The sequence below is a fragment of the Superficieibacter sp. genome, assembly GCF_032071645.1.
Lineage (GTDB): Bacteria > Pseudomonadota > Gammaproteobacteria > Enterobacterales > Enterobacteriaceae > Superficieibacter.
This window is the reverse complement of the sequence record NZ_DAMAPU010000001.1, coordinates 337,322-356,681: the sequence shown is the minus strand read 5'-3', so window position 1 is coordinate 356,681 and position 19,360 is coordinate 337,322. Positions and strand designations below refer to the sequence as shown.

Below are 19,360 nucleotides of genomic sequence, written 5' to 3'. Positions count from 1 at the left end.
ATGCCACGCATGAAAAGTGCGAAATTATCTTTGCTTTGAAAACGAAGGAATAACCATGTTCAAACCTCACGTCACCGTCGCCTGCATCGTTCATGCAGAAGACAAGTTTTTAGTCGTCGAAGAAACAATCAACGGCAAAGCGCTGTGGAACCAGCCCGCTGGCCATCTGGAAGCCGATGAAACTCTGGTACAGGCGGCAAAGCGCGAGCTGTGGGAAGAGACCGGGATCGTGGCTGAGCCGCAGCATTTTATCCGCCTGCATCAGTGGATCGCGCCTGATAAAACGCCGTTTTTACGCTTTCTGTTCGCCATCGAACTTAACAAAATATGCGCCACCGAACCGCACGATAGCGATATTGACCGCTGTCTGTGGGTCAGCGCGGACGAGATTTTACAGGCCCGTAACCTGCGCTCGCCGCTGGTGGCGGAGAGTATTCATAGCTGGCAAAACGGGCAAAAATATCCGCTGGCGCTGATCGGTGAATTTAACTGGCCGTTTACAGAGGGTGTCAAGTCAGGGGGCGCGTGCTAAAATACGCCGCCCTGAAGTTCAATGTTGTGAGTATTCCTATGTCTGAAAGCCCAAAAAAAGTGATCGTCGGTATGTCCGGCGGTGTCGATTCTTCCGTTTCTGCGTACCTGCTCCTGCAACAGGGCTATCACGTGGAAGGCCTGTTCATGAAGAACTGGGAAGAAGATGACGGCGAGGAATATTGCACTGCAGCCGCCGATCTGGCAGATGCGCAGGCGGTCTGTGACAAACTCGGCATTGAACTGCATACCGTCAATTTTGCCGCAGAATACTGGGATAACGTCTTCGAGCATTTTCTCGAAGAGTACAAAGCAGGCCGGACGCCAAACCCGGACATTCTGTGCAATAAAGAAATCAAGTTTAAGGCCTTTCTCGAATTTGCCGCTGAAGATCTGGGCGCGGACTATATCGCGACCGGTCACTACGTGCGCCGCGCCGACGTTGACGGCAAAAGCCGCCTGCTGCGCGGGCTGGATGGCAACAAAGATCAAAGCTATTTCCTCTACACGCTGGGCCATGAGCAGATCGCGCAAAGCCTGTTCCCGGTCGGCGAACTGGAAAAGCCGCAGGTGCGTAAAATCGCCGAAGAACTGGACCTGATCACCGCGAAGAAAAAGGACTCGACCGGCATCTGCTTTATCGGCGAGCGTAAATTCCGCGAGTTTCTCGGCCGCTATCTTCCCGCCCAGCCGGGAAAAATCATCACCGTTGACGGTGAAGAAATCGGTCAGCATCAGGGGCTGATGTATCACACGCTCGGACAGCGCAAAGGGCTGGGGATCGGCGGCACCAAAGAAGGTAGCGAAGACCCGTGGTACGTCGTTGATAAAGACGTTGAAAACAACGTGCTGGTGGTCGCGCAGGGTCATGAGCATCCGCGCCTGATGTCGGTCGGCCTGATCGCCCAACAACTGCACTGGGTTGACCGTCTGCCGCTGACCGGCACCGTGCGCTGTACGGTGAAAACCCGCTACCGTCAGACTGATATCCCCTGCACCGTCACCGCGCTGGATGCAGACCGTATTGAGGTTCGCTTCGACGAGCCGGTCTCTGCGGTAACGCCGGGCCAGTCTGCGGTCTTTTATCAGGACGAGGTTTGCCTCGGCGGCGGTATTATTGAGCAGCGCCTGCCGCTGCCGCTTTAATTTCAGCAATGATTTCGTTATGCCCATCGTATACGCGGGTATAAACAAGGAGTGAGTGTGGCGAAGAACTATTATGACATCACCCTGGCGCTGGCGGGCATTTGCCAGTCAGCCCGTCTGGTGCAACAACTGGCGCATCAGGGTCATTGCGATAGCGACGCCCTGCACGTTTCGCTGAACAGCATCATTGACCTCAACCCGGACTCAACGCTTGGCGTGTTCGGGGGCAGCGAAGCCAATTTGCGCCTCGGCCTGGAAACCCTGCTCGGCGTGCTGAACGCCAGCAGCCGTCAGGGGCTAAACGCTGAACTCACCCGTTATACCCTCAGCCTGATGGTGCTGGAGCGGAAGCTTAACGCCGCACGCGGCGCGATGGATAAACTGGGCACCAGCATTTCCGGTTTACAGCGCCAGCTCGACCATTTTGATTTGCAGTCTGAAACCCTGCTTAGCGCGATGGAAGGCATTTATGTTGATGTGATCAGTCCGCTGGGTCCGCGCATCCAGGTGACTGGCTCCCCTGCTGTGCTGCAAAGCCCGCAGGTGCAGGCTAAAGTCCGCTCGGCCCTTCTGGCCGGTATTCGCGCCGCAGTGCTGTGGCATCAGGTTGGCGGCAGCCGCCTGCAACTCATGTTTTCCCGCAATCGCCTGCTTACCCAGGCCAAACATATTCTCGCTCATCTAACCCCGGAGTTGTGATTTATGGAATTATCCTCACTGACCGCCGTTTCCCCTGTCGATGGACGCTATGGCGATAAAGTCAGCGCGCTGCGCGCTATTTTCAGCGAATACGGTTTGCTGAAATTTCGCGTTCAGGTTGAAGTTCGCTGGCTGCAAAAGCTGGCCGCGCACGCAGCGATTAAGGAAGTTCCTTCATTTGCTGCCGACGCAAACGGTTTCCTTGATAAAATCGTCGCGGAATTTAGCGAGGCCGATGCGGCACGTATTAAAACCATTGAGCGCACCACCAATCATGATGTGAAGGCCGTTGAATATTTCCTGAAAGAGAAAGTGGCTGACGTCGCGGAACTGCACGCGGTTTCAGAATTCATTCACTTCGCCTGCACCTCTGAAGATATCAATAACCTTTCCCACGCGCTGATGCTGAAAACCGCTCGCGAAGAGGTGATCCTGCCTTACTGGCGCAAGATCATTGATGCCGTTCAGGATCTCGCCGTCCAGTACCGCGATATTCCCCTGCTGTCACGCACGCACGGTCAGCCCGCGACACCGTCAACGCTGGGTAAAGAGATGGCAAACGTCGCGTATCGTATGGAGCGTCAGTACCGCCAGCTTGCTCAGGTTGAGATCCTCGGCAAAATTAACGGCGCGGTCGGCAACTACAATGCCCATATTGCCGCTTACCCGGAAGTTGACTGGCACCGGTTCAGCGAAGAGTTCGTCACCTCGCTGGGCATCCAGTGGAACCCGTACACCACGCAAATCGAACCGCACGATTACATTGCCGAGCTGTTTGATTGCATCGCGCGTTTCAACACCATCCTCATTGATTTCGACCGCGATATCTGGGGCTATGTGGCGCTGAACCATTTCAAACAGAAAACCATTGCCGGCGAAATCGGCTCGTCCACCATGCCGCATAAAGTAAACCCCATCGACTTTGAAAACTCCGAAGGCAATCTGGGGCTTTCTAATGCAGTGCTACAGCACCTGGCAAGCAAACTGCCGGTTTCCCGCTGGCAGCGTGACCTCACCGACTCCACCGTCCTGCGTAACCTCGGCGTGGGCGTAGGCTATGCGCTGATCGCCTATCAGTCCACCCTGAAGGGTGTCAGCAAACTGGAAGTGAACCGCGAACGCCTGCTCGATGAACTGGATCATAACTGGGAAGTGCTGGCCGAACCGATTCAGACCGTGATGCGCCGTTACGGCATTGAAAAACCGTATGAAAAACTGAAAGAGCTGACACGCGGCAAGCGCGTGGATGCGGAAGGCATGAAGCAGTTTATTGACGGTCTTGCATTGCCGGAAGAAGAAAAAACGCGCCTGAAAGCGATGACGCCAGCCAACTATATTGGCCGCGCCGTCACGATGGTCGATGAACTGAAATAATCTCCCTTTCCGCCCTCTTTTCTGTCAGAAAAGAGGGCGTTACTGCCCGCTGGTTGAATCATTATTTATCTCTGTGCGTTAAACTGTTACCGATCTTTATGTGAGGAAAGAGACATGCGCGTACTCGTTGTGGAAGATAACCCCCTGCTGCGTCACCATCTTAAAGTTCAGCTTCAGGAGCTGGGTCATCAGGTCGATGCTGCCGAAGATGCAAAAGAGGCGGATTATTATCTCGGCGAGCATCTCCCGGATATTGCGATTGTGGATCTGGGGCTGCCGGATGAAGACGGTTTATCGCTGATCCGTCGCTGGCGCGGCCATAATATCTCTCTCCCGCTGCTGGTGCTGACCGCGCGTGAAGGCTGGCAGGATAAAGTCGAAGTGCTGAGCGCGGGGGCCGATGATTACGTCACCAAACCGTTTCACATCGAAGAAGTGGCGGCACGAATGCAGGCGCTGCTGCGGCGTAATAGCGGGCTGGCCTCGCAGGTGATTTCCATGCCGCCGTTTCAGTTGGATCTTTCCCGCCGCGAGCTTTCGGTCAGCGAGGAAGCCATTAAGCTTACCGCCTTTGAATATACCATTATGGAAACGCTGATCCGTAATCATGGCAAAGTGGTCAGCAAAGATGCGCTCATGCTGCAACTGTACCCGGACGCCGAACTGCGTGAAAGCCATACGATTGATGTCTTAATGGGTCGCCTGCGCAAAAAAATTCAGCATCGCTACCCGCACGAGGTGATTACCACCGTGCGCGGCCAGGGTTATCGGTTCGAACTTCCGGCATGAATCGATTGCTGCGCCATTTCTGGCCGCTCTCTTTACGCGGACGTTTTCTGCTGGCGACGGCGGCGGTGGTGCTGATCCTGTCGCTGGCTTACGGCATGGTGGCGCTGGTGGGCTACAGCGTCAGCTTCGACAAAACGACTTACCGCCTGCTGCGCGGCGAGAGTAATTTATTTTATACCCTCGCAAAATGGGAAAACGGCGCTCTGGACATCGACCTTCCCGATAATCTGGCCCAGCAAAGTCCGTCCATCGCGCTGATTTATGATGCTGACGGGCGGCTGCTGTGGTCGCAGCGTGACGTTCCCTGGCTGGTTAAGCGCATTCGCCCCGAGTGGCTAAAGAGCAACGGTTTTCAGGAGATTGAAGCCGATATCGATTTTAGCAGTATGCTGCTGCATGACGATAATGACGTTCAGCAAAGGCTTAATGAACTGCGTCGGGATGAAGATCCCGATTACGAAATGACTCACTCTGTGGCGGTTAACCTCTACCCTGCCACCGCCAGAATGCCGCCATTAACCATTGTCATTATCGACACCATCCCTGTTGAGCTGAAAAGCTCTTACATGGTCTGGAACTGGTTTTTGTATGTGCTGATTGCCAATTTCCTGCTGGTGATCCCGCTGCTGTGGCTCGCCGCCTGGTGGAGCCTGCGGCCTATCGAGGCGCTGGCGAAGGAAGTGCGCGAACTTGAAGAGCACCACCGCGAGGCGCTCAACCCGGAAACCACCCGCGAACTGACCAGCCTGGTAAACAATCTTAACCAGCTGCTGAAAAGCGAACGCGAACGCTACGACAAATACCGGACCACCCTCACCGATCTCACCCACAGCCTGAAAACACCGCTGGCGGTACTGCAAAGCACCCTGCGCTCGCTGCGCGGCGATAAGATCAGCGTTGCCGATGCCGAGCCATTAATGCTGGATCAGATCAGCCGCATTTCCCAGCAAATTGGTTACTACCTGCATCGCGCCAGTATGCGCGGCGGCAATGTCATGCTGAGCCGCGAACTGCACCCGGTCGCCTCGCTGCTTGATAATCTTAGCTCGGCAATGAACAAAGTTTACCAGCGCAAAGGCGTCAGCATTACGCTGGATATCTCCCCGGAAATCAGTTTTGTCGGCGAGAAAAACGACTTTATGGAAGTGACCGGCAACGTGCTGGATAACGCCTGCAAATACTGTCTGGAGTTCGTCGAGATTTCCGCCCGCCAGACCGACAACCATCTGCATATCATTATTGAAGATGATGGACCGGGTATTCCGCAGAGCAAACGCGAACTGGTTTTCGATCGCGGGCAGCGTATTGATACGCTCCGGCCCGGTCAGGGCGTAGGGCTTTCCGTCGCCAGAGAAATTGTCGAGCAGTACAACGGCAGTATTCTGACCGGAGAAAGCCTGCTCGGCGGCGCGCGCATGGAGGTGATTTTTGGTCGCCAGCACCCTGACAGCAAAGAGAGCTGACGGCGCTTTTTTCTTTCCCCGCCTGCATCGTTCCTGGCCGCCATCCGTTATAATCCCCTTCAGTCACGAGCCTGCGGGAAACTATTATGGATTATCAATTAGCATTAAACTGGCCCGATTTTATTGAGCGCTACTGGCAAAAACGCCCGGTGGTGCTGAAACGGGGTTTCACCGATTTTGTTGACCCTCTCTCTCCCGACGAACTGGCTGGCCTGGCGATGGAAAGCGAAGTCGATAGCCGCCTGGTGAGTCATCAGGACGGTAAATGGCAGCTCAGCCACGGTCCTTTTGAAAGCTACGATCACCTCGGTGAAAACGACTGGTCCCTGCTGGTGCAGGCGGTGAATCAGTGGCATGAACCGACGGCGGCGCTAATGCGTCCGTTCCGCGCGCTTCCTGACTGGCGGGTGGATGATTTAATGATCTCCTTCTCCGTGCCGGGCGGCGGCGTTGGCCCGCATCTCGATCAGTACGACGTATTTATTATTCAGGGCATGGGCCGCCGCCGCTGGCGCGTGGGCGAAAAAGTGCCGATGAAACAGCACTGCCCGCATCCTGATTTACTTCAGGTCGATCCGTTTGAAGCGATTATCGACGAAGAGCTGGAGCCGGGCGATATTCTCTATATTCCACCCGGATTCCCGCACGAGGGTTATTCGCTGGAGAATTCGATGAACTATTCGGTCGGTTTCCATGCGCCTAACGCCCGGGAACTGATCAGCGGTTTTGCCGACTACGTGCTTCAGCGTGAACTGGGCAGCTTCCGCTACAGTGACCCGGATATCCCGTCCCGCGAGCATCCGGCCGATATTCTCCCGCAGGAACTGGATAAACTGCGCGGTATGATGCTGGATCTGCTTAATGAACCGGGGCATTTCAATCAGTGGTTCGGCGAATTTATTACCCAGGCCCGCCACGAGCTGGATATTGCCCCGCCGGAGCCGCCGTATCAGCCGGATGAGATTTACGATGCGCTCAAACAGGGCGACAAGCTGGTGCGTCTGGGTGGCCTGCGCGTGCTGCGCATTGGGGATGAGGTATTTGCTAACGGCGAGAAGATCGACTCCCCTCACCGTCCGGCACTGGAAGCGTTAGCCAGCCATATCGTGCTCAACGAGACGCTGTTTGGCGATGCGCTGGAAGATCCGTCGTTCCTCGCCATGCTGGCTGCGCTGGTGAATAGCGGCTACTGGTTCTTTGAAGATTAAGCGTTAATATCAATCAATGCCGGGCGGCATAACGCTGCCCGGCCTGTTTTGCGTTTACCGCCCCTGAATCGCCAGATCGCCCGGCAGCGTCTTTTGCATCCGGTGCCAGATCTCACCACTTTCGCGACCGTAGCGACGCACCGTGTCGTAAACCTGATCGTGCAGGCTTTTCTCACAAATCTCCACCAGCCGGTGGTAGAACCCCAGCGCCAGGCTGCGCGCTTCGGGATTGGCAAAATAGTGACGACCGATGCGGGTGTACAGCCCTTTCATGCCGTTGAGGATCAGCCCGTAAATCGGATTGCCCGACGCAAAGGCCAGCCCGCGAAAAATGTTATAGTCCAGCTCGGCAAAGGCATCAGCGTGATCTTCCACCTCGCGGGTGCTGTTCAGCACCTCCAGCGCCCGTTCAGGGTGCTGACGGAAGGCGGTACGAATAAAAATCGTCGAGATATTAGTACGCACGGAAAGCAGGTTGTCGATCAGTTGCGGAACGCTTTCGTGATCGAGACGCGCCAGCGTTTCAAGGATATTCAACCCGGACGTTTCCCAGAAGTTATTCACCTTCGTCGGTTTGCCGTGTTGGATGGTCAGCCAGCCATCACGCGCCAGACGTTGCAAAACCTCACGTAAAGTTGTGCGCGTGACGCCGATAAGTTCCGAGAGTTCGCGTTCAGCAGGAAGAATAGAGCCAGGAGGAAAGCGGCTGTTCCAGATGCTTTCAATAATGTACTCTTCAGCGAAACCCGCCGGGCTTTGCGCCTTAATTACCATAGTGATATTTCCATTACTCAGCGTTGCAACGTTGACTCATCATACCAGAGCGCTTCCCGGTCAGATAGCACGGAGAATCAATTAAAAAGGGATCGCCGTTTCATTTTTATCATTTATGTATAAGCATCCGACGACGGTTTCTGAGTGCCGCTGGCGGCTTTATCGTCAGGTTTGACTTTCCGCATGATAAACACGCGTTTAATGAATATTTTCTTGCAGGCTAGTGGCGTCTGAAATGATTTCGTTTACACTGCGCTCTCTTAGCAAGTTCCAGGGAAAAGATTATGTTGCGATTTTTAAACCAGTGCTCGCGGGGTCGCGGGGCGTGGTTACTGATGGCGCTGACAGCCCTTGCGCTGGAAATGGTGGCGCTGTGGTTCCAGCACGTTATGTTGCTAAAGCCCTGCGTGCTGTGTATTTACGAACGCTGTGCGCTGTTTGGCGTGATGGGCGCGGGGCTGGTGGGGGCGATCGCGCCAAAAACGCCGCTGCGCTACGTTGCGCTGGTGATCTGGCTGTACAGCGCATGGCGCGGTTTACAGCTGGCGTGGGAACATACCATGATCCAGCTTCATCCTTCGCCCTTTATGACCTGTGATTTTGCCGCGCGCTTCCCCGGCTGGCTGCCGCTGGATAAATGGCTCCCTCAGGTTTTCGTCGCTTCCGGCGACTGTGCCGAACGTCAGTGGTCGTTCCTGACGCTGGAAATGCCGCAGTGGCTGCTCGGTATTTTCGCGGCTTATCTTGTCGTGGCTGTGCTGGTGGTGATTGCTCAGCCCTTCAGACCGAAAAAACGCGATCTGTTCGGTCGCTAATCCCGCCGCTTCCAGGCCCGGCTCAATGCCGGGCTTTTTCTTAGCGCACCACCAGTAAATCGGAAAAGCGCGTCGTGTAGCGCGGCGAAAGCATTTCCCGCTTCATCTGCCACTGTTGCTCAATGCCCTGCCCGGCAAAATAGAGCGTCCCCTGTCCCCGTTTTGCATTCAGCGCGTCCAGCACGCTCATCAGCGCCGCGCTATTGGCGCGCGGCACGTTACTGTCAAACAGGTTGAGTTGTACCACGCCCTGACTGAAGAAATCGCTGAGCATCACGCCCGCTTTTTGGTAGCGATGCCCGTCGCGCCAGATAGCGTCCAGACACTTTATCGCGCCCTCAGTGACGTCGCGCGTGTCCTGAGTGGGGATGTGAATGCGTATCGACGCGCTATTTTCATAGCGGGCGGGATAAGGGTCAAAAGGAGAGGTTTTGATGAATACCGAAATAAAACGGCAGTATTGATGCTGCCCGCGCATTCTTTCTGCCGCGCGCGAGGCATAGCTGCATACCGCTTCGCGCATTGAGGGATAGTCGCTCAGGCGCTCGCCAAAGGAGCGCGAGCACATGATCTCCTGTTTATCCGGGATAAATTCATCCATTTGCAGGCAGGACTCGCCCCGGAGTTCGCGTACCGTTCTTTCCAGGATCACGCTGAAATGCTTGCGGATAAAACGGATATCACAGTCTGCCAGTTGCAGGACGTTTTTAATCCCCATGACGTCAAGCTTTTTGGCGATCCGCCTGCCTACCCCCCAGACATCATCAACCGGTAACTGCGCCATCAGCCTGCGCTGGCGATCAACGTTAGACAGATCGACCACGCCTTTTGTCTGCGGCCATTTTTTAGCTGCGTGATTCGCCAGCTTCGCCAGCGTTTTGGTGGGAGCAATACCAACACCGACGTTCAGGTGAGTGCGCTGGAGCAAAATAGCGCGCACGTCGCGGCCAAATTCTTCCAGGTTGCGGCAGTTAGCCACGCCGGTCAAATCACAAAAGGCTTCGTCAATGCTGTAAATTTCGATGCCGGGCGTCAGCTCTTCAAGAATCGACATCACCCGGTGGCTCATATCGGCGTACAGTTCATAGTTGCTGCTGAACACCGCCACGCCGTGCTGCTGGAAGAGCGCTCTCTGCTTGAAATACGGTTCGCCCATGGTAATGCCCAGCGCTTTCGCCTCCTGACTGCGGGCAATCACGCAGCCGTCGTTATTCGACAAAACGACGATCGGCCAGCCTTTCAGATCGGGACGGAATACGGTTTCACAGCTGGCATAAAAGGAATTAACATCAACCAGCGCAAACATCGTCAGCACGCCGCTTTCACGATGTAAGTGACGACACCGAAGATTTCCAGCCCTTCATCGCTGCCAATCAGGATCGGCGAATACGCTTTGTTCAGGGGATTTAAGCGGATTGAAGGGCGAAGCTGGAGCTGCTTGACGGTAAATTCCCCTGCAACCGAGGCGATGACAATATCGCCATGCTCCGCCGTTCTTGAGCTGTCAACAATCAGCAGATCGCCGTCGCTAATGCCGCCTTCAATCATCGAATCGCCGGAAGCCCGCACAAAATACGTGGCGCTGGGATGATGGATCATCAGTTCATTGAGGTCGATGCGCTGCTCCACGTAGTCCTGTGCCGGTGACGGAAAACCGCACTGTACAAGGTCACTAAACAGAGGCAGCAAGACTACCGGACGGAGTTCCGCTGGTTGAATAAACATCAAAATTAACACCTCAAATTATTACTGTATATATAAACAGTAATTTGAGTTGCCGTTGAGATCAAGTCAGAGAATAACTATTAATTTGCTGCACTGAAAAACCAGCAGCCAGGATCGGTACAACCCTTTTAAACCGGCGGCGCTTGCCCGTGGTGCTTCTGGCGCAAGCCATAGTAGCTGCGTAGCGCTTTTTCGAGGCCCGCCCGCGACATGATCAAAAAAGTTCGTTCGCCAGGAATAGTCAGACGATACTCACGGCCTTCATAAACCTGGGTGACCTGATACCACCTGCCGAGATAAAAAATCCAGTTCATCTTATCTATCCTGTTGAATTTAAACTGCTCTGTTCAAAGCATAGGCAAATCTTATGATTTATTAAGAGAAAAGTCCTCTTTTTAACCTTTATTAAGGAAGTCGATCACATAAATTACCTTCAGGAGCATCTGCACTTAACGAGGGATAAAAAAATCAAGCTGTAAGCAAAAGTAAGCAACACACAGGGTTTCATCGGCTAAAAATATTATTCTCCCTGAAAGAAACCACCAGAATTCAAAAAACATCAAACCTTTTCATAGAGTTATTAATTGTAATTTTCGCTCAGCGAAACGGTAATAGTGAAACAAACGAAGCGGTAATTTAATTTTTATTAAAGTTTGACGCGAGTGTTTTTTGGACTAAATTTAAATACTGAAAGCAGTCGATATGCGTCATCAGTATCGATTATGTGTGTAACATAACGTACAGTGGAGATATATTATGGCTGAACATCGTGGTGGTTCCGGTAATTTTGCACAAGATCGTGATAAGGCCTCCGACGCTGGTCGTAAAGGCGGACAAAGCAGCGGCGGCGGTAGCGGCGGTAACTTTAAAGACGATCCGCAGAAAGCCTCTGAAGCAGGTAAAAAAGGCGGACAGAGCAGCGGGGGTAAAAAATAATCCGGTGATGCCGATCATTAATTAACCGTAATTACGATTAAAAAGTACATAATGACTATGGCTTTATTGGCGAGCCATCACTGGCTCGCCACATCCCCCACTTATCCACTTTCTTCGGCAATTTTGCTTGTTGTGTTAAGCATGTGATATACACCCAATTATATTTGCACTGTCTGTACGGTAAATTAAATTTACTCGGAGAATACTCATGGCTACTCATCAAGAGAATTATCATGACTGGCTACGTGACGCCCACGCTATGGAAAAACAGGCTGAATCTATGCTGGAGTCGATGTCCGGCAGAATCGATAATTATCCAGACCTGCGTGCGCGCATTGAACAACACCTTGCCGAAACAAAACATCAAATTACTCTGCTGGAAGGCGTCATTGAGCGTAATAATATCTCGCGTTCAGTCGTTAAAGATTCGATGAGTAAAATGACCGCCTTTGGTCAGTCGGTTGGCGGTGTCTTTACCTCTGATGAAATCGTAAAGGGCGCTATCAGCAGCTATGTGTTCGAGCAGTTTGAAATTGCCTGCTATACCTCGCTGATTGCCGCCGCTGAAAAAGTGGGCGACAGCGAAGGCGTGGCGGTATTTAAAACCATTCTCGCGGAAGAAGAAGCGATGGCGAAATGGGCGCTCGATCACCTACCGGACGTCACGCAACAGTTTTTGCTACGTTCCGAAACACCGGGCGTTGAAGCTAAGAAGTAATCCCCTGGGTTCACCCCGGACAAAGAGAAAAGGTCACGCAGATGCGTGACCTTTATTTATGAGATTTAGTGAGCCTGACAGAAAACCACATCACAGGAGCCACCGGGTGTGTGGCCTCATACCCGCTAAACCAACCCTGCTGCCTGGTGTTGGCAAAAAGAGCAGAGTCAGGACAAATCTTACGCATATAAAATATATTATCAATCAAAACAATAATATTGATCGCCATAACCGATCAATTGTATAAATATCAATCAACTCTGGATCGCTTGCCTCTGGTGCCTGGAAGGATAGTTAGCATTGCAATAGATGAAAAGAATATAATTATTTCTTAGAGGTAGTGAGTGTTGTCGGGATAACAGGCTAAATGTAAAATCTGAAATCAGCAGAACTATTTAACGAAATGGGTTGGACTGACCCCGCGGAATATTCCAACTAACTACCAATCCATGGCGACGGGGCCAGTGGGCGAAATAATATAGATTTCATTACTGTTATTTTTAGCACTGCGTGCTTAGAGGGCAATCCAAAAATCAATAACCAATATAATTAATTTTTTTGCCTGAATAAGCATCAATTCGCTGAAGGTATCGCCAGACGTAATTATCAGGGATACGACGATATCATTATATTCATTACAATAAAGATAGCGCTGAATTAACTTCAGGTACCCGGTGGCGGTACCTGAAGGGGAAGAAGATTACTTATTTTTGTAGGGATCTTGTTTGTGGTCCTGGCTGCTATCGCGCGTGCGCGGAACTTCACCATGCTCTTTCGGACTGCCAGTAACCGGACGATCGTCTTCTTTCTTACGTGGGTCTTGCGTGTTGCGCTCTGTCATCTTATTTCCTCTTTTCGCGTTCAGTCCGTTAAGCCTGGAAGAAAAGATACGTTTTAACAAGGCAATGTTTCACTGTTCCAGAGGATTAAGCGGCGCATCCCGCGGCGACCCAAAAAAGTAAGGCGCTCATTGAGCGCCTTACTTACCAGGTCAGCGTGCGCCTTTTCCAGACGGTGACATTTTTCTTCTTCTCGCGCTCCGTCAGCGCTTTATAAATGCTAAGCCAGACCGCCAGCGATAACAGCAGACCCACCACGCCAAGAAGCCACGTATGGTCCGTAAACGCCGCTGACAGTAAAAAAACAAGCAGCAGCACCGCCGCTACGATGGAGGCCAGCAATCTTATTTTTAAACGCGCCTCTCGTGAAACATAGTTATTTATTTTATGCGCATGGCAATGTTCACAAGCCTCGGCGTCGGCGGCAATCAGCTCATTACATGAAGGGCACCGAGTATCGTCAATGTGTTTCTCTGTCATAATTCTCTCCCGATGTTATGAGTTGCTTTTAAAAGGGAACTCAATACTACATTTTTTTTGCGGCGCTTTTTTTAGAAGCGCACGAAAGGCAAATAAATGTATTTCATTGCAAGAGCACGACAATAGCTGTTAAAAATTAAATACAGTTTCCAGAACAACGGGTTAGTAGTATTACCCGTTTAAAATAACTCACTACAGAGACGCATTTTTAAGAAATATCTAACTTTTCAATACGTTATTTAGCACGCTTTTAGTAAGCCGCATATAACTTTGGCATTGTAAATTGATTTTCAGGTAAACGTCCAATACCTTTTTTAAGCATAATGTGCTCGCCTTTAACTAAGCCAGTAAAACAAAGCGGCGCATTGTTTCATTTGAAGGGAAAACAAAAGCCGGAGAGAATGCGCTAAAATGCTGCCTGCACAAGCGCGCAGGCGATTTCAGGCAATTAAAGGTAGCTTGCCGAACGGCGCGTCTCTATGCTAAAACATTATCTTTATAGATTAATCTGATATTAAAGATAAGCCTGGTTATAGCGCTTTGATTTTACCTGGAGAAGATAATGTCCACGTTTGCGATTATTGCGATCCCATTTCTGGTCGTTTCAGTGGTTTTTCTGACGTTGGCCGCTACGCTGCGTAAGCCGGTATGGTTTATTCTCGGTGGCGTATTTCTGGCATCATCAATGGTCAACGCCGTTATCGCTATGGCGCAGTAATCTTACACACTGGCACAGAGGCTTTATGAGAATTGGCATCCTTTTCCCGGTGATGGTGTTTGTCGTCGCCGTGGCGTTTTTAACCTGGTTTGTGGTAGGCGGCTACGCCACGCCAGGCTCCTGACGGATTGTTTTTATGACGTTAACCACCGCCCGCCTGCGGCTAAGCGCCTTAACGCCTGAGGATGCTGACGATCTTTATCGCATCTATGGCGACCCGCAAACTCATACATTTAATCCTGCCGGTCCCTGGCCGAGTCTGGCGTTTGCGCAGCAGAAACTGCACGCATGGATTGAGGAATATCAGCAGTATGGCTACGGGCACTGGTCGATTGCCTGGCGCGATGCGCCCGCACGTATTATCGGCTTTGCCGGGATCTCGCCGCGGGAGCTGGAGGGCATACCGGTGCTAAACCTCGGCTATCGGCTGGCACCGGAAGCCTGGGGTAAAGGGGTAGCCAGCGAATTTTGCGATTTTGCCTTACGGCACGCCTTTACCACCTGCGGCCTGCAGGAGATCACCGCCGTTGTCAGGCCCCTGCACTACGCCTCCCGGCGGGTGCTGGAAAAATCAGGCCTGATCAAAACCGGCACGGTTAATGACATCGCCGACGCAGAACCGAGCCTGGTGTACCGACTGACGCAACAGCAGTGGAATAAGCGCTAACGCTTTATCAACGCGCAAATGGATCGTTACCCGCCTCTTCATTCCACAGGTATTCCATCCTTCCGGCGATATCCAGCGCCTGCTCGCGTCCCCGCAAATCCGCCACCACCTGTAGAGCCATATCGATCCCCGCGCTGATGCCGGACGAGGTATAAAACTTGCCGTCCTGCACCCAGCGCGCCCGGTGCTGCCAGATGACACGGTCATTCAGCGACGTCACCCAATCGAATGCGCGCTTGTTGCTGGTGGCTTTGAGGCCATCCAGCAAGGGCGTGCGGGCCAGAAGTGCGGAGCCGGTACAGACGCTCATACAGAGCGTGGAGCGTTCCACAAGGTGCTGTAACCACCTCAGCCAGTCGACATCCCCGGACAAGGGACGTGTCCCCTGCCCGCCGGGGATCAGTAACGCCTCATAATGCGCGGCATCCGCTATGTCGGTTTGAACCATCACGCCCTGTGAACTTCTCACCTCTCCACCGTGGCGCGATAAAAAACGCAGCTGGCATTGCGGTAAGCAGCCAAAAACCTCGACGGGTCCCATTGCATCCAGCGTTTCAAAATCATCAAACAGCAGTACAGAAACAATAGCCAGGGTCATACGTTTTTCCTTCTGTTAAGGCGCAATACACTTTTTGGCAGTTGCACACCGGTGCGGTAATGATATTCTGCCCGGCGACGCTGGAAAAATACCATTAATGTATGAGGGAAGTATGAATAAATTACGTGTGGCGCAGGGAATAACATTAAGGCCGATCGAAAAAAATGAATTCGCGCCTTTTGTGACGTATTTTATCGAAGATTATACCGCTGAGATCGTCACCAACTACCGTCTTTCTGAACCGGACGCGCGGGCGCAGGCCATCCGGGATGTGGAACAAAGTTTTCCCGACGCGGAAAGAACGCCGGATCAGATCGTACTCTGTATTATGTTTCAGCAGGACGACACCGAACATCATGTCGGGTATATCTGGTATAAAGCAGACACGGTGCTGAAGTCTGTCTATATTAATGATTTTTATCTGTTTGAAGCTTCCAGAAATAAAGGGTTTGGCGGTGCCGCAATGAAAGCGCTGGAGAATAAACTCTCCCAGGAAGGTTTTACCCAGATGAAACTCAGAGTGGCGCAAGGTAATGAGCACGCCAGGCATCTTTATTCCGCGAATGGCTTTAGCGTCACCGGAATTAATATGAATAAGCTGCTGTAAGCCAGCCCCCTGAAGAATAGCCAAAAGCGCCCCAGTGAAAAAAACGGGACGCGGATTCAGATATATAAGAATGAGAGGTCATTCTGTCTTTTCAACCCGTCACTGCGCCCAGTCCGGCTTATTAAGGATGTGGTCCTGCCAATCGAGAACGTCGGATTCGCGCACCGCGATATGCCGTACAGAAATGCGCTCGCCGTGCATCGCCGCTTTCGAACCGGTTAACAGAGGGTGCCAGCGCGGAAGATCTTTTCCTTCCGCCAGCAGCCGGTAAGCGCAGGTGTGCGGCAACCATTCAAAGGTGGGCAGGTTTTCGCGGGTCAGCTTGATGCAATCCGGCTCGTACTCAAAACGGCGCTCGTAGTTGCGGCACTGGCAGGTTTTGATATTCAGCTGGCGGCAGGCAACGTTAGTGAAGTAAATCTCATCGGTGTCTTCGTCCATCAGCTTATGCAGGCAGCACTGACCACAGCCGTCACAGAGCGATTCCCACTCTGCGTCGGTCATTTCGTCGAGGGTTTTGCACTGCCAGAAGGGTAAATTGCTCATAAAGACGTCCACGATTGAGATCCAGGGGGCACCTTATAACCACTCTGGCACCCGGATGCAAGTTTTGCCGCCAGGATAAGGCGGCAAGCGAGAGTTACAGTACGCGGGTGGTCAGCGTTTTGCCGTCGAAATTCACTTCCAGCTCATCGCCGCTTTGCAGCGGGCCAACGCCGTCCGGGGTGCCGGTCAGAATGATGTCGCCCGCTTTCAGGGTGAAGAAGCGCGTCATATAGGCGATAAGCGGCACGATTTTGTGGATCATATCCGCCGTGTTGCCCTGCTGACGCACCTGGCCGTTCACTTTCAGCCCCAGCGAGGTCGCCTGCGGATCGCCGCTGAATTCGCTTACCGGGATAAAACCGGAAATCGGGCAGGAGTTATCGAAACCTTTCGCTTTTTCCCACGGCTGCCCTGCTTTTTTCATTTTGCCCTGTACGTCGCGCAGGGTAAGGTCGAGCGCTACGCCGTAACCGGCAATCGCCTGGGCGACGTGTTCTTCTGACGCCTGGCGCAGCGTCGCGCCGATCAGTACCGCCAGCTCAACCTCATGATGCACCGAACCATGTCCTGCCAGCAGCGCCAGCGGCTGGTGAATATCACACAGCGCCGTTTCCGGCTTGATGAACAGAACCGGTTCTTCCGGCGTTGCACTGCCCATCTCTTTAATGTGTTTCGCGTAATTACTGCCTACGCAGACGACTTTGCTAACCGGGTAGTCCAGCAGAGCGCCCTGCCAGTTATGATGCTGATACATGCTTTCCCCTGTAGTTAATCAAATATTCGATGGAGGTTATTTTTTGTCGGATTCCGCCAGATGCTGCTTAAGTAGATTCTCAGGTGGCGGCGGAAGCTGCAAATAATAGCCCTGCTCAGTTAACGCCTGTTTCACTTTCTCCAGATCCGCGCTCACCAGTTGCTTGCGGCCGTCGAGCGGCAGGAGCATAGCCAGCTGCGGCTTGCCAAACCCTGCCATCAGCTCGGCCGGGACGCGCGAAAAATCGTCCCTTTTTTCGACATAAAGATAGGTTTGCTCGCGTCGGGTACTTCTGTAGATCACACAAAACATACTTTTGCTCTGAATTAACGGGAAGGTGACTTGCCTCAATATAATAGTGACTATAACATGCCAGAGAGTCTTCGGAATATCATCCCATCTCGGGGATGGTAAAAAGCAAATTGAGTAAGGCCAGGATGTCAAACACGCCAATCGAACTTAAAGGAAGTAGTTTCACCTTATCAGTGGTTCATTTGCATGAGGCAAAGCCGGAAGTTATTCGTCAGGCGTTAGAAGACAAAATCGCTCAGGCACCGGCGTTTTTACGTCATGCCCCCGTTGTGGTGAATGTGAGTACGCTTACGGCACCCGTCGACTGGTTATCCATTCAGAAAGCCATCGCTGCAACGGGCCTGCGAATTATCGGCGTGAGCGGTTGTAAGGACCCTGCCCTGAAAGCAGAAATTGACAGAGCAGGCTTTCCTTTACTAACTGAAGGTAAAGAAAAAGTCGTTCGCCCTGCCCCTGTTGAAGAGCAGGCACCACCAGCGGCGGTGACGCCCATCACAAAAACGCGATTAATTGACGTTCCGGTGCGTTCTGGCCAGCGCGTCTACGCACCGCAATGTGATTTGATTGTAACCAGTCACGTCAGCGCAGGCGCAGAATTAATTGCCGATGGAAATATCCACGTTTATGGCATGATGAGAGGCCGCGTCCTCGCAGGTGCCAGCGGTGATAAAGAAGCACAAATATTTTGTACGCACCTGACGGCGGAATTGATATCCATCGCGGGTGAGTACTGGCTGAGCGATCAAATCCCGGCCGAATTTTATGGCAAAGCCGCGCGTTTACGTCTGGCGAATGATGCTTTGTCGATCGAACCCTTAAATTAATCCCTTTTAACAAGGAATTTTTATGGCACGCATTATTGTAGTTACATCGGGTAAAGGGGGCGTGGGCAAGACCACCTCCAGCGCGGCCATCGCTACAGGTTTGGCCCAGAAGGGTAAAAAAACCATCGTTATCGATTTCGATATCGGCTTACGTAACCTTGATTTAATCATGGGCTGCGAACGCCGTGTGGTGTACGACTTCGTTAACGTGATTCAGGGTGACGCGACGCTGAATCAGGCCATGATCAAAGATAAGCGCACGGAAAACCTCTATATTCTCCCGGCGTCGCAAACCCGTGATAAAGACGCGTTGACCCGCGAAGGCGTGGAAAAAGTGCTCGAAGAGCTGAAAGCGATGGAGTTTGATTTCATCGTCTGCGACTCTCCGGCAGGGATCGAAACCGGTGCTCTGATGGCGCTCTACTTCGCTGATGAAGCGATCATTACCACTAACCCGGAAGTGTCATCGGTGCGCGACTCCGATCGCATTCTCGGTATTCTCGCCTCTAAATCTCGCCGGGCAGAAAATGGTGATGAACCGATCAAAGAACATCTGCTGCTGACCCGTTATAACCCAGGGCGCGTTAACAGAGGTGATATGTTAAGCATGGAAGACGTACTGGAGATCCTGCGCATCAAGCTGGTTGGCGTGATCCCGGAAGACCAGTCCGTCCTGCGCGCTTCCAACCAGGGGGAGCCTGTCATTCTGGACACCATTTCAGATGCGGGCAAAGCATACGCTGATACGGTAGACCGCCTGTTGGGAGAAGAACGCTCTTTCCGCTTCGTCGAAGAAGAGAAGAAAGGTTTCCTCAAGCGCCTGTTCGGAGGATAAGT

At 52.4% G+C, this 19,360-nt stretch carries 26 protein-coding genes; 16 read left to right on the top strand and 10 right to left on the bottom strand.

Annotated elements, in window-relative coordinates:
• Window positions 1–55 precede the first annotated feature (55 nt).
• From RT197_RS01905 to RT197_RS01875, 7 genes are all read left to right on the top strand, one after another.
• The gene (locus tag RT197_RS01905) at window positions 56–532 is read left to right on the top strand and encodes an NUDIX hydrolase (RefSeq protein WP_312946725.1); all 477 of its coding nucleotides are present in this window, start codon (window positions 56–58) and stop codon (window positions 530–532) included.
• 38 nt (window positions 533–570) lie between these two features.
• Window positions 571–1,677, top strand: coding sequence for a tRNA 2-thiouridine(34) synthase MnmA (gene mnmA / locus RT197_RS01900; RefSeq protein WP_312946722.1), 1,107 nt, complete (start codon window positions 571–573; stop codon window positions 1,675–1,677).
• A gap of 57 nt (window positions 1,678–1,734) precedes the next feature.
• Window positions 1,735–2,376 carry a high frequency lysogenization protein HflD gene (hflD, locus tag RT197_RS01895; protein ID WP_312946720.1) on the top strand — a complete coding sequence of 214 codons (642 nt, stop codon included), beginning with the start codon at window positions 1,735–1,737 and terminating at the stop codon, window positions 2,374–2,376.
• Window positions 2,377–2,379: 3 nt separating this feature from the next.
• The gene (purB, locus tag RT197_RS01890; protein WP_312946717.1) at window positions 2,380–3,750 is read left to right on the top strand and encodes an adenylosuccinate lyase; all 1,371 of its coding nucleotides are present in this window, start codon (window positions 2,380–2,382) and stop codon (window positions 3,748–3,750) included.
• A 114-nt stretch (window positions 3,751–3,864) separates the two neighbouring features.
• Window positions 3,865–4,539: a two-component system response regulator PhoP gene (gene phoP, locus RT197_RS01885; protein WP_312946715.1), complete on the top strand. Its 675-nt coding sequence runs from the start codon at window positions 3,865–3,867 to the stop codon at window positions 4,537–4,539.
• Complete coding sequence (gene phoQ, locus RT197_RS01880) at window positions 4,536–6,002, top strand: two-component system sensor histidine kinase PhoQ (protein WP_312946714.1); 1,467 nt, start codon at window positions 4,536–4,538, stop codon at window positions 6,000–6,002. The genes phoP and phoQ overlap by 4 nt, the downstream gene beginning before the upstream one ends.
• A gap of 86 nt (window positions 6,003–6,088) precedes the next feature.
• Window positions 6,089–7,210 carry a cupin domain-containing protein gene (locus RT197_RS01875; RefSeq protein WP_312946712.1) on the top strand — a complete coding sequence of 374 codons (1,122 nt, stop codon included), beginning with the start codon at window positions 6,089–6,091 and terminating at the stop codon, window positions 7,208–7,210.
• A gap of 54 nt (window positions 7,211–7,264) precedes the next feature.
• Here the strand turns inward: RT197_RS01875 and fadR are convergent, their stop codons facing one another.
• Window positions 7,265–7,984 (bottom strand): fatty acid metabolism transcriptional regulator FadR, encoded by a 720-nt coding sequence (gene fadR / locus RT197_RS01870; protein ID WP_312946711.1) that lies wholly within the window; start codon window positions 7,982–7,984, stop codon window positions 7,265–7,267.
• A gap of 284 nt (window positions 7,985–8,268) precedes the next feature.
• On the opposite strand from fadR, the gene dsbB reads away from it, so the two are divergent.
• Entirely contained in the window at window positions 8,269–8,799 is a 531-nt protein-coding gene (gene dsbB, locus RT197_RS01865) for a disulfide bond formation protein DsbB (protein ID WP_312946709.1), read from the top strand.
• 40 nt (window positions 8,800–8,839) lie between these two features.
• Here dsbB and umuC read toward each other — a convergent pair whose 3' ends face one another.
• The 3 genes from umuC to RT197_RS01850 form a co-directional block, all read right to left on the bottom strand.
• The gene (gene umuC, locus RT197_RS01860; RefSeq protein ID WP_312947559.1) at window positions 8,840–10,105 is read right to left on the bottom strand and encodes a translesion error-prone DNA polymerase V subunit UmuC; all 1,266 of its coding nucleotides are present in this window, start codon (window positions 10,103–10,105) and stop codon (window positions 8,840–8,842) included.
• A 2-nt stretch (window positions 10,106–10,107) separates the two neighbouring features.
• Window positions 10,108–10,527 (bottom strand): translesion error-prone DNA polymerase V autoproteolytic subunit, encoded by a 420-nt coding sequence (locus RT197_RS01855; protein WP_312946706.1) that lies wholly within the window; start codon window positions 10,525–10,527, stop codon window positions 10,108–10,110.
• A 125-nt stretch (window positions 10,528–10,652) separates the two neighbouring features.
• Window positions 10,653–10,838 (bottom strand): hypothetical protein, encoded by a 186-nt coding sequence (locus RT197_RS01850; protein ID WP_312946705.1) that lies wholly within the window; start codon window positions 10,836–10,838, stop codon window positions 10,653–10,655.
• 442 nt (window positions 10,839–11,280) lie between these two features.
• On the opposite strand from RT197_RS01850, the gene RT197_RS01845 reads away from it, so the two are divergent.
• Together RT197_RS01845 and RT197_RS01840 are read left to right on the top strand one after the other, a co-directional pair.
• Window positions 11,281–11,460: a KGG domain-containing protein gene (locus RT197_RS01845; protein WP_312946704.1), complete on the top strand. Its 180-nt coding sequence runs from the start codon at window positions 11,281–11,283 to the stop codon at window positions 11,458–11,460.
• A 208-nt stretch (window positions 11,461–11,668) separates the two neighbouring features.
• Window positions 11,669–12,178, top strand: coding sequence for a ferritin-like domain-containing protein (locus RT197_RS01840; RefSeq protein ID WP_312946703.1), 510 nt, complete (start codon window positions 11,669–11,671; stop codon window positions 12,176–12,178).
• A gap of 700 nt (window positions 12,179–12,878) precedes the next feature.
• On the opposite strand, the gene RT197_RS01835 is transcribed toward RT197_RS01840, so the two are convergent.
• Entirely contained in the window at window positions 12,879–13,019 is a 141-nt protein-coding gene (locus tag RT197_RS01835; protein WP_312946701.1) for a hypothetical protein, read from the bottom strand.
• Between the two features lie 142 nt (window positions 13,020–13,161).
• Window positions 13,162–13,497: a hypothetical protein gene (locus tag RT197_RS01830; RefSeq protein ID WP_312946699.1), complete on the bottom strand. Its 336-nt coding sequence runs from the start codon at window positions 13,495–13,497 to the stop codon at window positions 13,162–13,164.
• A gap of 562 nt (window positions 13,498–14,059) precedes the next feature.
• On the opposite strand from RT197_RS01830, the gene RT197_RS01825 reads away from it, so the two are divergent.
• Genes RT197_RS01825 through RT197_RS01815 form a run of 3 tightly spaced genes read left to right on the top strand, consistent with a single transcriptional unit; the run spans window position 14,060 to window position 14,882 of the window.
• On the top strand, window positions 14,060–14,215 hold the full coding sequence (locus RT197_RS01825; protein ID WP_312946697.1) for a hypothetical protein: 156 nt from the start codon (window positions 14,060–14,062) through the stop codon (window positions 14,213–14,215).
• A gap of 25 nt (window positions 14,216–14,240) precedes the next feature.
• The gene (locus RT197_RS01820) at window positions 14,241–14,339 is read left to right on the top strand and encodes a YoaK family small membrane protein (protein WP_312946695.1); all 99 of its coding nucleotides are present in this window, start codon (window positions 14,241–14,243) and stop codon (window positions 14,337–14,339) included.
• Between the two features lie 12 nt (window positions 14,340–14,351).
• Window positions 14,352–14,882 carry a GNAT family N-acetyltransferase gene (locus RT197_RS01815; RefSeq protein ID WP_312946691.1) on the top strand — a complete coding sequence of 177 codons (531 nt, stop codon included), beginning with the start codon at window positions 14,352–14,354 and terminating at the stop codon, window positions 14,880–14,882.
• 7 nt (window positions 14,883–14,889) lie between these two features.
• Here RT197_RS01815 and RT197_RS01810 read toward each other — a convergent pair whose 3' ends face one another.
• Window positions 14,890–15,480, bottom strand: a complete 591-nt coding sequence (locus RT197_RS01810; protein WP_312946689.1) for a DJ-1/PfpI family protein — start codon at window positions 15,478–15,480, stop codon at window positions 14,890–14,892.
• Window positions 15,481–15,592: 112 nt separating this feature from the next.
• Between RT197_RS01810 and RT197_RS01805 the strand changes: the two genes are divergently transcribed.
• Window positions 15,593–16,087 carry a GNAT family N-acetyltransferase gene (locus tag RT197_RS01805; RefSeq protein WP_312946688.1) on the top strand — a complete coding sequence of 165 codons (495 nt, stop codon included), beginning with the start codon at window positions 15,593–15,595 and terminating at the stop codon, window positions 16,085–16,087.
• Between the two features lie 99 nt (window positions 16,088–16,186).
• Here RT197_RS01805 and RT197_RS01800 read toward each other — a convergent pair whose 3' ends face one another.
• The 3 genes from RT197_RS01800 to RT197_RS01790 form a co-directional block, all read right to left on the bottom strand.
• Window positions 16,187–16,633: a YcgN family cysteine cluster protein gene (locus RT197_RS01800; protein WP_312946687.1), complete on the bottom strand. Its 447-nt coding sequence runs from the start codon at window positions 16,631–16,633 to the stop codon at window positions 16,187–16,189.
• Between the two features lie 94 nt (window positions 16,634–16,727).
• A complete protein-coding gene (locus RT197_RS01795) occupies window positions 16,728–17,387 on the bottom strand; it encodes a fumarylacetoacetate hydrolase family protein (protein WP_312946686.1) in 660 nt (219 codons plus the stop codon).
• 36 nt (window positions 17,388–17,423) lie between these two features.
• Window positions 17,424–17,699 carry a YcgL domain-containing protein gene (locus tag RT197_RS01790; RefSeq protein ID WP_312946684.1) on the bottom strand — a complete coding sequence of 92 codons (276 nt, stop codon included), beginning with the start codon at window positions 17,697–17,699 and terminating at the stop codon, window positions 17,424–17,426.
• Window positions 17,700–17,824: 125 nt separating this feature from the next.
• Here RT197_RS01790 and minC point away from each other — a divergent pair, with 125 nt between their 5' ends.
• Window positions 17,825–18,523: a septum site-determining protein MinC gene (gene minC, locus RT197_RS01785; RefSeq protein WP_312946682.1), complete on the top strand. Its 699-nt coding sequence runs from the start codon at window positions 17,825–17,827 to the stop codon at window positions 18,521–18,523.
• A 22-nt stretch (window positions 18,524–18,545) separates the two neighbouring features.
• On the top strand, window positions 18,546–19,358 hold the full coding sequence (gene minD / locus RT197_RS01780; protein WP_312946680.1) for a septum site-determining protein MinD: 813 nt from the start codon (window positions 18,546–18,548) through the stop codon (window positions 19,356–19,358).
• Window positions 19,359–19,360: the final 2 nt, after the last annotated feature.

Bases quoted from the DNA above. Each gene is read 5' to 3' on its own strand.
- RT197_RS01905 (WP_312946725.1), top strand. From the start codon at position 56: ATGTTCAAACCTCACGTCACCGTCGCCTGCATCGTTCATGCAGAAGAC.
- mnmA (WP_312946722.1), top strand. From the start codon at position 571: ATGTCTGAAAGCCCAAAAAAAGTGATCGTCGGTATGTCCGGCGGTGTC.
- purB (WP_312946717.1), top strand. From the start codon at position 2,380: ATGGAATTATCCTCACTGACCGCCGTTTCCCCTGTCGATGGACGCTAT.
- phoP (WP_312946715.1), top strand. From the start codon at position 3,865: ATGCGCGTACTCGTTGTGGAAGATAACCCCCTGCTGCGTCACCATCTT.
- phoQ (WP_312946714.1), top strand. From the start codon at position 4,536: ATGAATCGATTGCTGCGCCATTTCTGGCCGCTCTCTTTACGCGGACGT.
- RT197_RS01875 (WP_312946712.1), top strand. From the start codon at position 6,089: ATGGATTATCAATTAGCATTAAACTGGCCCGATTTTATTGAGCGCTAC.
- fadR (WP_312946711.1), bottom strand. From the start codon at position 7,984: ATGGTAATTAAGGCGCAAAGCCCGGCGGGTTTCGCTGAAGAGTACATT.
- dsbB (WP_312946709.1), top strand. From the start codon at position 8,269: ATGTTGCGATTTTTAAACCAGTGCTCGCGGGGTCGCGGGGCGTGGTTA.
- umuC (WP_312947559.1), bottom strand. From the start codon at position 10,105: ATGTTTGCGCTGGTTGATGTTAATTCCTTTTATGCCAGCTGTGAAACC.
- RT197_RS01850 (WP_312946705.1), bottom strand. From the start codon at position 10,838: ATGAACTGGATTTTTTATCTCGGCAGGTGGTATCAGGTCACCCAGGTT.
- RT197_RS01845 (WP_312946704.1), top strand. From the start codon at position 11,281: ATGGCTGAACATCGTGGTGGTTCCGGTAATTTTGCACAAGATCGTGAT.
- RT197_RS01840 (WP_312946703.1), top strand. From the start codon at position 11,669: ATGGCTACTCATCAAGAGAATTATCATGACTGGCTACGTGACGCCCAC.
- RT197_RS01835 (WP_312946701.1), bottom strand. From the start codon at position 13,019: ATGACAGAGCGCAACACGCAAGACCCACGTAAGAAAGAAGACGATCGT.
- RT197_RS01830 (WP_312946699.1), bottom strand. From the start codon at position 13,497: ATGACAGAGAAACACATTGACGATACTCGGTGCCCTTCATGTAATGAG.
- RT197_RS01825 (WP_312946697.1), top strand. From the start codon at position 14,060: ATGTCCACGTTTGCGATTATTGCGATCCCATTTCTGGTCGTTTCAGTG.
- RT197_RS01820 (WP_312946695.1), top strand. From the start codon at position 14,241: ATGAGAATTGGCATCCTTTTCCCGGTGATGGTGTTTGTCGTCGCCGTG.
- RT197_RS01815 (WP_312946691.1), top strand. From the start codon at position 14,352: ATGACGTTAACCACCGCCCGCCTGCGGCTAAGCGCCTTAACGCCTGAG.
- RT197_RS01810 (WP_312946689.1), bottom strand. From the start codon at position 15,480: ATGACCCTGGCTATTGTTTCTGTACTGCTGTTTGATGATTTTGAAACG.
- RT197_RS01805 (WP_312946688.1), top strand. From the start codon at position 15,593: ATGAATAAATTACGTGTGGCGCAGGGAATAACATTAAGGCCGATCGAA.
- RT197_RS01800 (WP_312946687.1), bottom strand. From the start codon at position 16,633: ATGAGCAATTTACCCTTCTGGCAGTGCAAAACCCTCGACGAAATGACC.
- RT197_RS01795 (WP_312946686.1), bottom strand. From the start codon at position 17,387: ATGTATCAGCATCATAACTGGCAGGGCGCTCTGCTGGACTACCCGGTT.
- RT197_RS01790 (WP_312946684.1), bottom strand. From the start codon at position 17,699: ATGTTTTGTGTGATCTACAGAAGTACCCGACGCGAGCAAACCTATCTT.
- minC (WP_312946682.1), top strand. From the start codon at position 17,825: ATGTCAAACACGCCAATCGAACTTAAAGGAAGTAGTTTCACCTTATCA.
- minD (WP_312946680.1), top strand. From the start codon at position 18,546: ATGGCACGCATTATTGTAGTTACATCGGGTAAAGGGGGCGTGGGCAAG.